General features: G+C 66.2%; 13 protein-coding genes. 6 read left to right on the top strand and 7 right to left on the bottom strand.

From position 1 onward, the window contains the following. Position 1 precedes the first annotated feature (1 nt). Complete coding sequence (locus tag ACWGQ2_RS15970; protein WP_452019002.1) at positions 2-421, bottom strand: DUF3052 domain-containing protein; 420 nt, start codon at positions 419-421, stop codon at positions 2-4. Positions 422-726: 305 nt separating this feature from the next. Here ACWGQ2_RS15970 and aceE point away from each other — a divergent pair, with 305 nt between their 5' ends. From aceE to fabF, 6 genes are all read left to right on the top strand, one after another. After that, positions 727-3465, top strand: coding sequence for a pyruvate dehydrogenase (acetyl-transferring), homodimeric type (gene aceE / locus ACWGQ2_RS15965; protein ID WP_452019000.1), 2739 nt, complete (start codon positions 727-729; stop codon positions 3463-3465). Between the two features lie 85 nt (positions 3466-3550). Continuing rightward, a complete protein-coding gene (locus tag ACWGQ2_RS15960; protein WP_452018998.1) occupies positions 3551-4780 on the top strand; it encodes a PucR family transcriptional regulator in 1230 nt (409 codons plus the stop codon). Between the two features lie 131 nt (positions 4781-4911). After that, positions 4912-5868, top strand: a complete 957-nt coding sequence (locus tag ACWGQ2_RS15955) for an ACP S-malonyltransferase (RefSeq protein WP_452018996.1) — start codon at positions 4912-4914, stop codon at positions 5866-5868. After that, entirely contained in the window at positions 5865-6926 is a 1062-nt protein-coding gene (locus tag ACWGQ2_RS15950; protein ID WP_452018994.1) for a beta-ketoacyl-ACP synthase III, read from the top strand. The genes ACWGQ2_RS15955 and ACWGQ2_RS15950 overlap by 4 nt, the downstream gene beginning before the upstream one ends. A gap of 78 nt (positions 6927-7004) precedes the next feature. Then, positions 7005-7250, top strand: a complete 246-nt coding sequence (locus tag ACWGQ2_RS15945) for an acyl carrier protein (RefSeq protein WP_055240832.1) — start codon at positions 7005-7007, stop codon at positions 7248-7250. A 95-nt stretch (positions 7251-7345) separates the two neighbouring features. Next, positions 7346-8587 (top strand): beta-ketoacyl-ACP synthase II, encoded by a 1242-nt coding sequence (gene fabF / locus ACWGQ2_RS15940; protein ID WP_452018991.1) that lies wholly within the window; start codon positions 7346-7348, stop codon positions 8585-8587. Positions 8588-8691: 104 nt separating this feature from the next. On the opposite strand, the gene ACWGQ2_RS15935 is transcribed toward fabF, so the two are convergent. From ACWGQ2_RS15935 to ACWGQ2_RS15910, 6 genes are all read right to left on the bottom strand, one after another. Further along, complete coding sequence (locus tag ACWGQ2_RS15935; RefSeq protein WP_152227461.1) at positions 8692-9195, bottom strand: DUF3145 domain-containing protein; 504 nt, start codon at positions 9193-9195, stop codon at positions 8692-8694. Positions 9196-9406: 211 nt separating this feature from the next. Continuing rightward, complete coding sequence (locus ACWGQ2_RS15930; RefSeq protein ID WP_452019114.1) at positions 9407-10312, bottom strand: tyrosine recombinase XerC; 906 nt, start codon at positions 10310-10312, stop codon at positions 9407-9409. A gap of 103 nt (positions 10313-10415) precedes the next feature. Then, positions 10416-10940: a methylated-DNA--[protein]-cysteine S-methyltransferase gene (locus ACWGQ2_RS15925; protein ID WP_452018989.1), complete on the bottom strand. Its 525-nt coding sequence runs from the start codon at positions 10938-10940 to the stop codon at positions 10416-10418. Position 10941: 1 nt separating this feature from the next. Further along, complete coding sequence (locus tag ACWGQ2_RS15920; RefSeq protein ID WP_452018987.1) at positions 10942-12243, bottom strand: DNA-processing protein DprA; 1302 nt, start codon at positions 12241-12243, stop codon at positions 10942-10944. Next, positions 12240-13784 carry a YifB family Mg chelatase-like AAA ATPase gene (locus tag ACWGQ2_RS15915; protein ID WP_452018985.1) on the bottom strand — a complete coding sequence of 515 codons (1545 nt, stop codon included), beginning with the start codon at positions 13782-13784 and terminating at the stop codon, positions 12240-12242. The genes ACWGQ2_RS15920 and ACWGQ2_RS15915 overlap by 4 nt, the downstream gene beginning before the upstream one ends. Then, positions 13784-14143 (bottom strand): YraN family protein, encoded by a 360-nt coding sequence (locus tag ACWGQ2_RS15910; protein WP_452018983.1) that lies wholly within the window; start codon positions 14141-14143, stop codon positions 13784-13786. The genes ACWGQ2_RS15915 and ACWGQ2_RS15910 overlap by 1 nt, the downstream gene beginning before the upstream one ends. Positions 14144-14215 lie beyond the last annotated feature (72 nt).

Below are 14215 nucleotides of genomic sequence, written 5' to 3'. Positions count from 1 at the left end.
GCTACTTCTTTCGGCGGCTGACCAGGCGCGTAGCGGCCCAGTCCCGGCTGACGCCCGGTGACGTGGTTACGTGCAGTCCCGCGGTGGGTGCTGCCTCTTCGATGTCGGCGGGCGGGACGTAGCCCTCGCGTCCGGACTTTGGTGTCAGGACCCAGACCACACCGCCGTCGTCGAGCGTTGTCAGGGAATCAACCAGCGCGTCGACCAGATCGCCGTCGTCCGCGCGCCACCACAGGATGACCCCGTCGACGACCTCGTGGTCATCCTCGGTGAGGAGCTCGCCGCCGGAGAGGTCTTCGAGATCCTCACGGAGATCGAAGTCCACGTCTTCGTCGTAGCCGAATTCCTGAATCAGGTCGCCGTCTTTGAAACCCATTCTTTCCGCCACGTTCTTCTCTGTGACGGCATCGGCCTCGCTCACTTCACTCCTCCTGGTTGACTGCATAAATACAAGGGAATCACATATCGGCCAGAACTGCCCTTTTCCTGACTCAAGGGAACACCTTTAACCGGCAAGCTTCAAGGGTTCGCGGTGCCCCGGGCAGCCTTCCCCGGTGAAGGCTACGCAAGGCGCTGCTGCCGGTCTACAGTGGCTAAAAGGACACGCACGGCGGTACGCGCGGCGCGTAAGTCCCCGGCATCCGGCCGACCGCGGAGACGTCCGGCAGGCTCAAGAGGCCCCCGCAGCGGCAGGTTCCAGGCACCATCTGTGCATAGGAGAGTTTCGTGGCCGCAGAAGACAGAACGGACATCCTCAGCGGGCTCACAGGCCAGCTGCCCGACTCCGATCCGGAAGAAACCGCCGAGTGGATCCAGTCCCTCGATGATCTGGTCAAGACCGAAGGCACCGAGCGGGCGCAGTTCATCATGCGCTCCCTGCTGCAGCGCGCAGGGGCACATTCGGTCGGCGTGCCCATGGTCACCACGACGGACTACGTGAACACGATTCCGGTGGACCAGGAGCCCGAGTTCCCGGGGGACGAGGAGATTGAGCGCCGCTTCCGCGCCTGGATGAGATGGAACGCGGCGATCATGGTGCACCGCGCCCAGCGCCCGGGCATCGGCGTCGGCGGTCATATTTCGACGTTTGCCGGCGCGGCCACCCTGTATGAGGTGGGCATGAACCACTTCTTCCGCGGCAAGGACTACCCCGGCCGCGGCGACCAGGTCTATTTCCAGGGGCACGCGGCGCCGGGTATGTACGCGCGAGCCTTCCTGGAGGGGCGGCTCACGGAGGAAGACCTCGACGGCTTCCGGCAGGAGAAGTCCCGCGCAGGGCATGGTCTCTCTTCCTACCCGCATCCGCGGAACATGCCGGACTTCTGGGAGTTCCCCACGGTGTCCATGGGCATTGGGCCGATGAACGCTATTTACCAGGCGCAGCTGAACCGGTACCTGGACAACCGCGGATTCAAGGACACCTCCGAGCAGCATGTCTGGGCGTTCCTGGGCGACGGCGAGATGGACGAGCCGGAATCGCGCGGCCTGCTGCACGTGGCAGCCAATGACAAGCTGGACAACCTCACCTTTGTGGTGAACGCGAACCTGCAGCGCCTGGACGGTCCGGTGCGCGGCAACGGCAAGATTGTCCAGGAACTGGAGGCGTTCTTCCGCGGCGCCGGCTGGAACGTCATCAAGGTGCTGTGGGGCAGGGAATGGGATCCGCTGCTGGCTGCCGACGACGACGGCGCGCTGGTGGAGATCATGAACTCCACGCTCGACGGCGACTACCAGACCTACAAGGCCGAGTCCGGCGGATTCGTCCGTGAGCATTTCTTCGGCAAGAGCCCGCAGACCAAGGCCATGGTGTCCGGGCTTTCCGATGACGACATCTGGAACCTCAAGCGCGGCGGGCACGACTACCGCAAGGTCTACGCGGCGTACAAGGCAGCCCTCGAGTTCAAGGGCAAGCCAACGGTCATCCTGGCGCACACCGTCAAGGGCTACGGCCTTGGGCCGCATTTCGAGGCCCGGAACGCCACGCACCAGATGAAGAAGCTCACCCTCGATGACCTCAAGCTTTTCCGCGACCACCTGCGCATCCCCATCACGGATGAGCAGCTCGAGGCGGATCCGTACCAGCCTCCGTATTACAACCCGGGACCGCAGGCACCGGAGATCCGGTACATGCTGGACCGGCGGAAGGAACTCGGCGGTTTCCTCCCTGAGCGGCGCTCGGACTTCAAGCCGATCCACCTGCCCGGGGAGAAATCCTATGAGGTGGCCAACCGCGGTTCGGGCAAGCAGCTGGCGGCCACCACCATGGCGTTCGTCCGCCTGCTCAAGGACCTGATGCGGGACAAGGAATTCGGTATGCGGATTGTGCCGATCATCCCGGATGAGGCACGGACGTTCGGGATGGACTCGTTCTTCCCGACGGCCAAGATCTACAACCCGCAGGGCCAGAATTATCTTTCTGTGGACCGGGATCTAGTCCTGGCCTACAAGGAGTCCCCGCAGGGCCAGATTGTGCACGTGGGCATCAACGAAGCCGGATCCATCGCCGCATTCACGGCGGCCGGCACTGCCTATGCCACGCAGGGCGTGCCGCTGATTCCGGTGTACGTCTTCTACTCGATGTTCGGTTTCCAGCGCACGGGAGATTTCATCTGGGCAGCTGCCGACCAGCTGGCGCGCGGCTTTATGGTTTCAGCCACTGCCGGCCGCACCACGCTGACCGGTGAGGGCCTGCAGCACGCGGACGGGCACTCCCCGATCCTGGCCTCCACCAACCCCGCGGTGAAGACCTACGATCCGGCCTACGGCTACGAGATCGGACACATTGTGCGGCACGGCCTGGAGGAAATGTACGGGCCGGATTCCAGGGACCCCAACCTGATCTACAACATCATGGCCTACAACGAGCCGATCCTGCAGCCCAAGGCGCCGGAGGACCTCGATGTGGAAGGCGTCATCAAGGGCATCTATCTGCTTTCCCCGGCCTCCATTGACGGTCCGCGGGCACAGCTGCTGGCATCCGGCGTCGCTGTTCCCTGGGCGATGGAAGCCCAGCGCCTTCTGGCCGATGACTGGAACGTTTCCGCTGACGTCTGGTCAGTGACCAGCTGGAATGAACTGCGCCGTGACGGCCTGGCCGCTGAGGAGGAAGCTTTCCTGCACCCGGACGCCGAGCCCAGGGTGCCGTTCGTAACCCAGCAGATGGCCGGAGCCACCGGACCGGTGGTGGCGTCCACCGACTATATGAAGGCCGTCCCGGACCAGATCCGCCAGTTCCTGCCCAACGAGTTCGCAACCCTGGGTGCGGACGGCTTTGGCTTCGCGGACACGCGGGCAGCGGCCCGGAGGTTCTTCAAGATCGACAGCCATTCGATGGTGGTGCGGACCCTGGAGATGCTGGCCCGGCGCGGCGAAGTGGATTCTTCGGCACCCGGTGAGGCGATCAGCCGCTACCACCTGCTGGACGTCACCAAGGGCACCAGCGGCAACGCCGGCGGAGATGCCTAGCATTACCGGATCCGCAGGGGAGCTCGCATAGTTGTAGCCTTCACACAAAATGGAGGTTGTGTATCGAAGGCCGTAAGCTTCGAGGATGCCAGTGACCCGCACGACCCCCCAAGCAGCTGCGTCACCGGAAAACGGTGCCGACCCGCTCATTCTGGAACGGCTTAAGGCCAATATCGGCAAGCTCTCCACGGCCACGCTGAAACAGCTTGACGTGTCCCTGCCGTGGTACCGGGGGCTGCGTCCGGATGAACGTTCAGCCCTGGGAATGGTGGCCCAGAAGGGCATCGCATCCTTCGTGAACTGGTATGAGCGGCCGGCTTCCCCGGCCTGGGTGCTCAGCGACGTCTTTGGAACCGCTCCAACCGAGCTGACACGGGCCATCAGCCTGCAGAAGGCTCTTGCCCTGATCCGGGTGGTCGTCCAGGTTGTCGAAGACCGGGTACCAGAGCTGGCCGCCGGATCGGTCCAGGGCCCGCTCCGGGAGGCCGTGCTGCGCTACTCCCGCGAGGTGGCTTTCGCCGCTGCCGATGTCTACGCGCGGGCCGCCGAAACCCGCGGTGCGTGGGACACCCGGCTCGAGGCGCTGGTGGTTGACGCCATCCTGCGCGGGGAAAGCTCCGATGCCCTGCGTTCACGCATCGCCGCCGTCGGATGGACCTCCACGGCGGGCGTGACGGTGATCGTGGGCAGTTCCCCCGCAGATCCCAGCCCGTCCTTCGTCAACGAACTGCGCCGGGTAGCCGGGCGGCTTGCCGAAGACACACTCGTGGGCATCCAGGGCGACCGGCTGATCCTGGTCCTGGGCGGCATGAGCGAGAAGTCCGGTGCCCTGGGCCGGCTGGCAGACCTTTTCGGCCCCGGTCCCGTCGTCTACGGCCCGCCGGCCGAGTCCCTGGTAGACGCCGGCCCATCCGCCCAAGCCGCGTTCGCCGGCCTCACCGCAGCGCGGGCCTGGCCCGCAGCACCGCGCCCGGTGGCCGCTGACGATCTCTGGCCGGAACGGGTGATGTCCGGTGATGATTCTGCCCGCAAGGCCCTGGTGCGCAGCATCTACCGGCCGCTGCTGGCAGCCTCCAACGGCCTGGCAGAGACACTCTCCGCCTACCTTTCCCTGGGCCATTCACTGGAAGCCACCGCACGGGAACTCTTCGTGCATGCCAACACCGTCCGCTACCGGCTCCGGCGGGTCTGTGACATCACCGGCTGGGATCCGATGCTCCCCCGCGAAGCGTTCGTCCTGCAGACGGCGCTCGTCGTGGGGCGGCTGTCACCGGCTGGAAAAGCAGTTCCGGAACGGCCCGCAACACGCTCCTGAGACCTCCTGCTGTGCCTTTGCCGCCCTCTTGCACCAGCGGGCTGCACTTGTAGACTTCCTACAACGCCCCCGGGTGAGCTTGGTTCACCCAAACACCCGGTAATCCCCTCCCTCTTTGGAAAGCTTGTTACGTGCTTGCAATCGTCTGCCCCGGCCAGGGGTCACAAACGCCAGGCTTCCTCGCTCCGTGGCTGGAACTGCCCGGAGTGCGGGAGCACCTTGAAGCCCTCTCCGACACTGCGGGGCTGGACCTCGTAGCGCACGGCACTGTCTCGGATGAGGAAACCATCAAGGACACCGCCGTCGCGCAGCCGCTGATCGTGGCCGCCGGCCTCGTGGCTGCCCGGCAGCTGCTGGACACCAGCGCCCTTACCGCAGCAACCGTCGTCGCGGGCCACTCCGTCGGCGAGATCACCGCTTCCGCCGTAGCCGGGGCCCTGAACGAGGACGATGCACTCGCCTTTGTCCGGGAACGCGCCAATGCCATGGCCCGGGCGGCCGCGCAGGTACCCACCGGCATGAGCGCCGTGCTCGGCGGCGACCCGGACGACGTCGCGCGGGTCCTGGAGAGCTTCGGCCTCACCGCAGCCAACGCCAACGGCGGGGGTCAGGTTGTGGCTGCGGGAACGCTTGAGCAGCTTCAGGAACTCTCTGCCAATCCCCCGGCCAAAGCCCGGGTCATCCCGCTGAAGGTGGCAGGCGCTTTCCACACCACGTACATGGAGCCTGCACTCAGCGTGCTGGAGGCGCTGCGGCCTTCCCTCTCCCCCGCCGAGCCCCTGCCCACCCTGCTCTCGAACTACGACGGCGCTGCCGTGGTGAGCGGGGAAGCCAACCTTGACAGCCTGATCGCCCAGGTCTCCCGGCCCGTTCGCTGGGACGCATGCATGGAAACCATGACAACCATGGGCGTCACCGGCATACTGGAGCTCCCTCCGGCAGGCACCCTGACCGGACTGGCCAAGCGGGGAATGCGCGGAGTTCCCTCGCTGGCCCTGAAGTCCCCCGAAGACCTCGCCGCTGCCCGGGCCTTTGTGGCCGAGCACTCCGGCGCGGCAGCAGTTACAACCCAAGAAGGTAATGCGTGAGCACGCCCACCCTGAAGCAAGCACCCGTCCACGAGTTCAGCCGGATCCACGGCCTGGGCGCCTTCCGTCCCGACGTGATCGTCAGCAACGACGACGTGTGCCAGTGGATCGATTCCTCTGACGAATGGATCCGGCAGCGCACGGGCATCGTCACCCGGCACCGGGCCGACAAGGGCACCTCCGTGGTAGACATGGCCGAGCTGGCCGGGCGGGATGCGCTGGCCCAGGCAGGAGTTGAAGGCTCCGAGCTGGACGCCGTCATCGTCTCCACCGTGACCCACCCGTTCGCCACGCCGTCGGCCGCCGCGCAGGTTGCCGACCGCCTGGGCGCCACGCCCGCCCCCGCTTACGACGTGTCTGCCGCCTGCGCAGGCTACTGCTACGGCATCGCCCAGGCAGACGCCCTGGTCCGCTCGGGCGCAGCCAAGTACGTGCTCGTCGTCGGCGTTGAGAAGCTCTCCGACTTCATCGACAACACCGAACGCACCATTTCCTTCCTCCTCGGTGACGGTGCCGGAGCCGTCGTCATCGGTCCTTCCGATACCCCCGGCATTGGTCCTTCCGTCTGGGGTTCGGACGGCAGCAAGTCCGGTGCGATCGGCATGACGCACTCCATGCTCGAAATCCGTGAACTGTCCCTCGCAGCCGAGGCCGACGGCGAACTGCCGGCCAACGTCCTGGCAGAGCGTGAAACCAAGCTGTGGCCTACCCTGCGCCAGGACGGCCAGACGGTCTTCCGCTGGGCTGTCTGGGAGATGGCCAAGGCCGCCCAGCAGGCCCTTGATGCTGCCGGCATTACCGCCGAGGACCTCTCCGCCTTCGTGCCGCACCAGGCCAACATGCGGATCATCGATGAGCTGGCCAAGCAGCTGAAACTGCCTGAGTCCGTGGTCATCGCCCGGGACATTGCCGACGCCGGCAACACCTCAGCTGCCTCCATTCCGCTGGCTACGCACCGCCTGCTCAGCGAACATCCCGAACTCAGCGGAAAGCTCTCCCTCCAGATCGGCTTCGGCGCCGGCCTGGTCTACGGCGCACAGGTTGTAGTCCTCCCCTAGTTTGCAAGACCACACCGCTTCGGCGGTTGGAAAACCCATACCGGTCCAGCACCGGTACCAACGAAAAAAGGAGCCCCCATGGCTAGCAACGAAGAAATCCTGGCCGGTCTCGCAGAGATCGTGAACGAGGAAACCGGCCTGGCCCCCGAGGCCGTTGAGCTGGACAAGTCCTTCACGGATGACCTGGACATCGACTCCATCTCGATGATGACCATCGTGGTCAACGCCGAGGAAAAGTTCGGCGTTCGCATCCCCGACGAAGAGGTCAAGAACCTCAAGACCGTTGGCGACGCCGTCGACTTCATCTCCAACGCCCAGGCGTAGTTCGTGAAGGGCGGCCGCTGCGGCGGCCGCCCTTTTCAGCACCACCCGCTGCACCAGCATCACGGTGCGCCCCCAATTTTCCGAGAGAGTGAATCATGGCCCGCAAAGTAGTCATTACCGGCCTCGGCGCAACCACGCCGATCGGCGGAGATGTCCCGACCATGTGGAAGAACGCCCTGGTAGGCGTCTCCGGCGCCCGCACGCTGGAAGACGAATGGGTTGAGAAGTACGCCCTGCCGGTAACCTTCGCCGCACGTGTCTCCACCCCGGCCACTGAGATCCTCTCCCGCGTGGAAGCCAAGCGGATGGATCCCTCCACCCAGTTCGCCGTCGTCGCGTCCCGCGAAGCCTGGGCCGACTCCGGCCTGGAAGAAGCGGACATCGACCACGACCGGCTGGCTGTTTCCTTCGCCACCGGCATCGGCGGGGTATGGACCCTGCTCGATGCGTGGGACACACTGCGGGAGAAGGGACCGCGCCGGGTCCTGCCCATGACCGTTCCCATGCTGATGCCGAACGGCCCGGCCGCTGCCGTGAGCCTTGACCTTGGCGCCCGCGCCGGAGCCCACACCCCGGTGTCGGCCTGTGCCTCAGGTACTGAGTCGCTGCACCAGGGACTGGAGCTGATCCGGTCCGGCAAGGCGGACGTTGTGGTGTGCGGCGGCGCTGAGGCAGCTATCCACCCCATGCCGCTGGCTTCCTTCGCCTCCATGCAGGCGCTCTCCCGCCGCAACGATGATCCTGAACGGGCCTCCCGTCCCTACGACAAGGACCGCGACGGCTTCGTCATGGGTGAAGGCGCCGGCGCTCTGGTCCTTGAAGCTGAAGAACACGCCCTGGCCCGCGGCGCGCGCATCTACGCTGAACTTGCCGGCACAGCAGTTACCGCCGACGCGTACCACATCACCGCACCGGATCCCGAGGGCCTGGGTGCTACCCGTGCACTCAAGGCCGCCATGTACGATGCCCGTGCCCACGCCGAGGATGTTGTCCACGTCAATGCCCACGCCACGTCGACGCCGGTGGGAGACAAGCCGGAATACACCGCGCTGAAGTCCGCCCTTGGTGCGCACGTGGACAACGTTGCGGTATCTGCGACCAAGTCCCAGACCGGCCACCTGCTCGGTGCGTCCGGCGCCGTCGAGGCTGTACTGACCGCCATGGCCGTCTACACCCGCCAGGCTCCTGCAACAATCAACCTGGACAACCAGGATCCGGAGATCCCTCTGGACGTGGTGACCACGGCCCGTGATCTGCCTGCCGGTGACATCGTTGCCCTGAACAACTCGTTCGGATTCGGCGGACACAACGCAGTCGTGGCCCTGAGAAGCCACTAGTCTTCGCATTTCCCGCGTCCAACAGCAGAAAGGCCGGGTTCCCTGTTCAGGGGACCCGGCCTTTTGCTGCGGAGGAAGAGTTGGAAAGCGGTTTCTGCCCTGGATCAGCCGACCTGGTGGAGCCAGCGCACCGGCGCACCGTCTGCTGCGTGCCGGAAGGGTTCAAGTTCGTCGTCCCAGGCTTCACCGAGTGCGAGTGAGAGTTCGTGGTAAACGGCGGCTGGATCGCCGGCACCGTTCTCATAGGCGTACCGGATGCGGTCCTCGGAGACCATGATGTTGCCGTGGACGTCGGTCGTGGCGTGGAAGATGCCAAGCTCGGGGGTGTGCGACCAGCGGCTGCCGTCAGCACCAGCACTGGGTTCCTCAGTGACTTCATAGCGCAAATGGGCCCAACCGCGCAGGGCTGAGGCCAGCAGCGACCCGGTCCCCTGCGGTCCGGCCCATGCCAGCTCAGCCCGGACCATGCCCGGGGCTGCGGGCTGAGGGGTCCACTCGAAATCCGTCCGCTTCTCAACGACGGATTCGATGGCCCACTCAATATGCGGGCACAACGCAGAAGGGGCTGAGTGCACGAACAATACGCCGTGCGCCATCACAACAGTCATTCCATCCTCCGTAGCTGTAGGTGCGTCTTCCCCAACGACCTGCGCTGCACGGGATGGTTCCTGAAGTTCCAAGCCCTAAAACTCTCGACACCCCTGCATTTAAGCTGACGGCGTGAGACCTAGCATCATTGTGCCGCATGTTACGCAATTACGCCAATGAAACTACTTGGTTGTAAGTGATTTTTTCGCTGCCCTAATAGGCGCAATCCGTTCAGGCCCGGGGGTGGGCCTGCTGGTAGCTCCTGCGCAGCCGGTCCACGGAGACGTGGGTGTACAGCTGGGTGGTAGCAAGGCTGCTGTGGCCGAGGATTTCCTGCACGCTGCGCAGATCTGCTCCCCCGTCCAGCAGATGGGTGGCTGCACTGTGCCGCAGCGCGTGCGGACCGCTGGCCGAGGTGTCTCCGAGTGCTTCGAAAAGAGCAGCCGTGACTGCCCGGACCTGCCGCTGGTCGATACGCCGCCCGCGCTGTCCGAGGAAGAGGGCGGGCCCGCTGTCCTCCCGGACCACCGCGGGCCTGCCGCGACGCAGCCAGTCGTCCACAGCGAGGGCCGCCGGCAGCCCGTAGGGCACTGTCCTTTCCTTGTTGCCCTTGCCGATCACGCGCAGGGTCCGGCGGTCCTGGTCCAGGTCATCCACGTCCAGCCCTGCCAGCTCCCCCACCCGGATGCCGGTGGCGTACAGCAGTTCCACCAGGGCACGATCCCGCACGGCCAGGGCATCTCCCTCGGCTGCTGCCTGGGCCAGGGACTCGAACAGGGTTTCGATCTGTGCCGGACGCAGCACGCCGGGGAGGGTCTTGGTGCGTTTGGGTGCTTTGAGGCGCAGCGCAGGATCAGTGGGGATCAGTTCTTCGCGCAGCGCCCAGCCGGTGAAGGAACGCGCGGTGGCGGCCCGCCGGGCTATCGTGGCCCGCGCCAGCCCGCTGTCGCTGAGCTTTCCGAGCCAGCCGCGCAGGACGGAGAGGTCGATTTCGGCCAGTGAGGTGAGTCCCAGGCCAGCGGCGTAATCCAGCAGTCCGGCGACGTCCCCTTCATAGGCCCGCACCGTGTGGTCCGAGCGACCACGTTCAGAGGCGAGATAGCTGCAGAACCCTTCCAGCGCACGGACGAACTCCAAGGGCTTGGAGTTCCGCGGACCAGCCGCGTCTTCCGGTGTACCGGGGTTGGTTGAACTGCTGGAATTGCCCACCGATCCACCTTCGCCGCTTTCCTGCCCCGCTTCAAGCAGGCACACCGACGCCAGCGCACTGTTGGCGCAGCATCTCGTTCCCCGGAGCGGATTCGAGCTCCAGCAGCGCCCGCTTGGCATCGATCCCCGCGGAGTAGCCGGTAAGCGCGCCTTTGGTTCCCACTACCCGGTGCGTTGGCACCACGATTCCCAGTGCGTTGCGGGCAAGGGCAGCGCCTACACCGCGTGCTTTGGACGCATCTCCGAGCGCAACGGCGAGCTGTTTGTAGGTCCTCGTCTGGCCGTAGGGAATGGCTTTTACGGCCTGCCAGACCTGTTCCTGAAAGGGTGTGCCCTTTTGGGACACCGGCAGGTCGAAGCAGCACCGGCGTCCCGAGAAGTACTCCTCGAACTGCCGTTCCGCGGCCTCGAACCCGTCCTCGGCGGCCAGCCCCTGCCGGGCGGCGTCCCGGGGAAGGAAGTCTGCGGCGGCGGCCTCGACTGCTATCAGCATGCCGTCTTCGGCGACGAGGGTCAGGATGCCCAGGGGCGAGTAGATCACTTTGTGGGTGCGCATGTCAGTCTCCTTTGGATTTGGTAGTGCCTGGGTTTAGCCGGGGCCGCTCCGCTCGTTGCCAGAGACCCTCCCCTGTTCTCCGGGCAAGCCCGGAAAGCTCAAGCCGTGCCAGACCTGCACGGACAGCCGCAGGGCTGAGCCCAGCGACAACCGAGAGTTTCTGCGGCGGTACGGCTTTGCGCAGCGGCAGCGCGTCCAGCAGCAGGATGTCTTCCACACTCAGGCCGTCGTGGTCAGCCTGTGTGCCAGTGCGGCCTGCGCCGTCAGCTCCGTCAGGAGCGAGGACAAACGGGTCGGAAAGCTCCAGGACCTCCGCAGCGTCACTGACGCACACAGAGCTGCCCTCGCGCAGCAGACGGTGGCAGCCGGCTGAATTGGCCGAATAGACAGACCCGGGCACCGCCCCGACTCCCCTGCCCAGTTCGGCTGCGTGGTGTGCGGTATTCAGTGCGCCGGAACGCCATCGTGCCTCCACGACTACCGTGGCTGCGGCCAGCGCTGCAATGAGGCGGTTCCGCTGCAGGAACCGCCAGCGGGTTGGAGCTGAGCCCGGCGGAACTTCGCTGATTATCAGTCCGGCATCAGCCACGGCGCGCAGCAGCTCTTCATTCCCGGCGGGATAAAACCGGTCCACCCCACCGGCCAGCACCGCAATGGTGGGCGGTTCGGTGCTGCCCGCTGCGGAGGGACGGTTGCCGCCGCGGGCAGCACGTGGGTCGGGACTTCGTTGGTTTCCTCCCACGGCGAGCGCCGAACGATGTGCCTGCGCATCGATGCCGTAGGCGCCGCCGGAGATGACGGTACGGCCGCGCTGGACAAGGCCCGCAGCGAGGTCTCCGGTGACTGCCAGACCGTACGAGGTCGCATCGCGGGACCCGACCAGCGCCAGGCACTGGCCCAGCTCAGGGACGATGCCGTTGCCGCGGGTCCAGAGACAGAACGGCATCGCCTGACCCAGGTCGGCCAGGGCAGCGGGCCAGCCTGCGTCTTCCGGGACGAGCATTCGGCCGCCGAAGCGGTGCACGGTCTGCAGATCCCGTTCCGGTGCCAGATCTGCTGCACGGGGCTGCCAACGCTCCAGCGCCTCCGCAAAGACACTGTCCGTGCCGCGTATGCCCCGCTCTTCCAGCAACGCATCGACGTCCCGTCGCAGTGTTGTCCCGGCACGCTGGCGGCCGGCTGCCACCAGAGCTGCTGTTTCGGGTCCGGCCGCAGCTACCAGGGCCTGCCCCACGGTGTCCGAGGGCTCAATCAGCCGTGACAGGGCCGCCCGTGCCAGCAGGACGGGTTCCAGCTGGCTCATGCCGCCACCGCCTGCTGACGGAACCCGAGTGCCTGGCCAATGTCGTCAGCGTCGGGACAGCTGTGTCCGGCCAGATCCGCTACAGACCAGGCCACCCGCAGCACCCGGTCGTATCCGCGGGCGGTCAGTGTCTGCCGGTCCAGCGCACGGTCCAGCGCCGCTGTGCTGGACCGTGACGGACGGAGCGCACCGCGCAGCACAGCTCCGGGCACTTCGGCATTGGTTCCACAGCCCAGCGCGCCGAGCCTTTCCTGCTGCCGGGCCCGCGCCTGCGCTACCCGCTGGGCGACGGGAGCACTCGGTTCCGCTGTCCCGGCGCCGGTGAAGTCCTGAAGGGAGACACGCCGGATTTCCAGCTGCAGGTCCACCCGGTCCAGCAGTGGACCCGACAGCCTGCTGAAGTATCGCCGCCGCTGCTGCGGCGTACAGGCGCATTCGGTTCCTTTTCCGGTGGCTAAACCGCACGGACAGGGGTTGGCAGCCAGCACCAGCTGAAACCGGGCAGGGTAGACGGCGGTGCCGGCGGCACGGTGCAGCACCAACCGGCCGCTCTCCAGCGGCTGGCGGAGGGCGTCCAGCACCCGTGCGTCGTACTCGGGTGCCTCATCCAGGAACAGCACTCCCCGGTGAGCCCGCGATGCCGCCCCCGGCCGGGGTATTCCGCTTCCCCCTCCGATGACCGCAGCAGCGGTGGCCGTATGGTGGGGACTCTCAAAGGGCGGGCGGCGGATCAGGCTGGTGCACTGTGATGCCTGGCCGCTGAGTGAGTGGATGGCGGTGACTTCCATGGCCGGGGTGTCGGACAGATCCGGAAGCAGTCCGGGCAGCCGTTCGGCCAGCATGGTTTTGCCCGCGCCGGGCGGGCCGGTCATCAGGAGGTGGTGGGCGCCGGCCGCCGCCACTTCCAGGGCAAACCGTGCCTCGTCCTGACCGGCAATGTCGGCCAGGTCAGGGTCAACCGGTGGCGCGGCACCGCCGTCGGTGCTTTCTGATGCAGGCCTGGGCTCTTCGGCAGGAAAGACCAAGGTGTCCGGACGGGCTCCGAAGGCCTCCGCCACAGCGGCCAGTGAGGCGAATCCCCGCACCCGGGATCCGGGGACAAGAGCAGCTTCCGCAGCGTTGTCTGCCGCCACGGCAATGTCCGGGTAACCGGCGTCAACGGCCGCCATGACCGAGGGCAGGACTCCCCGCAGCGGCCGCAGCCGTCCGTCCAGTCCCAGCTCGGCCAGGAAGACTGTTCTTCCGGTGCGCCCAACATCACCTGCTGCGGCAAGGGCCGCCATGACTATGGCCAGGTCGAATCCGGAACCGCGTTTGTGGACATCCGCGGGCATGAGGTTCACCGTGATCTTCCGTCGACTCAGCGGCAGCCCGGCGTTCTTGGCGGCGGACTTCACCCGGTCCCGTGACTCGTTCAGTGAGGCGTCCGGCAGCCCCAGCAGGATAAACGCAGGCAGGGACTGGCCGATGTCCGCCTCGACTTCAACAATGCGTCCTTCCAGCCCGATCAGTCCCACCCCGTACGTCCGCCCAAGGCCCATCAGCCGATCCCCTTCAGATGCTCAATCACCGGCTGCTGGTCTCCTCCGGGCAGCAGCACGGACACCGCGTCCACCCGCCAGCCGCCCCGTGCGGCGGAATGCTCCCGTGTCCAGGCCGCGGCCAGCAGGTAGAGACGGGCTAGCTTGGCCGCGCTCACGGCTTCGAAGGGGTGTCCGTAGTCCAGCGAAGAACGGGTCTTCACCTCGGCGATGACCAGGGTGTTCCCGTCCCTGGCCACCAGATCGATCTCCCCCTGGCGGCACCGCCAGTTGCGTTCCAGCACGTCATACCCGGCGGCGGCAAGATACTGCGCGGCAAGCTCCTCGCCGCTTCGGCCCAGCAGGTCTTTGGCTTTCATGCTCCGAGTCTCCCCGCAAGCCCAGGCGGTTCTGGGCGCGTGAGCCGGTTATGTGGATGGCTGTAGACAGGC

The sequence above is a fragment of the Arthrobacter sp. NPDC055585 genome, assembly GCF_053619115.1.
This window is presented reverse-complemented; position numbering and strand designations above follow the sequence as displayed.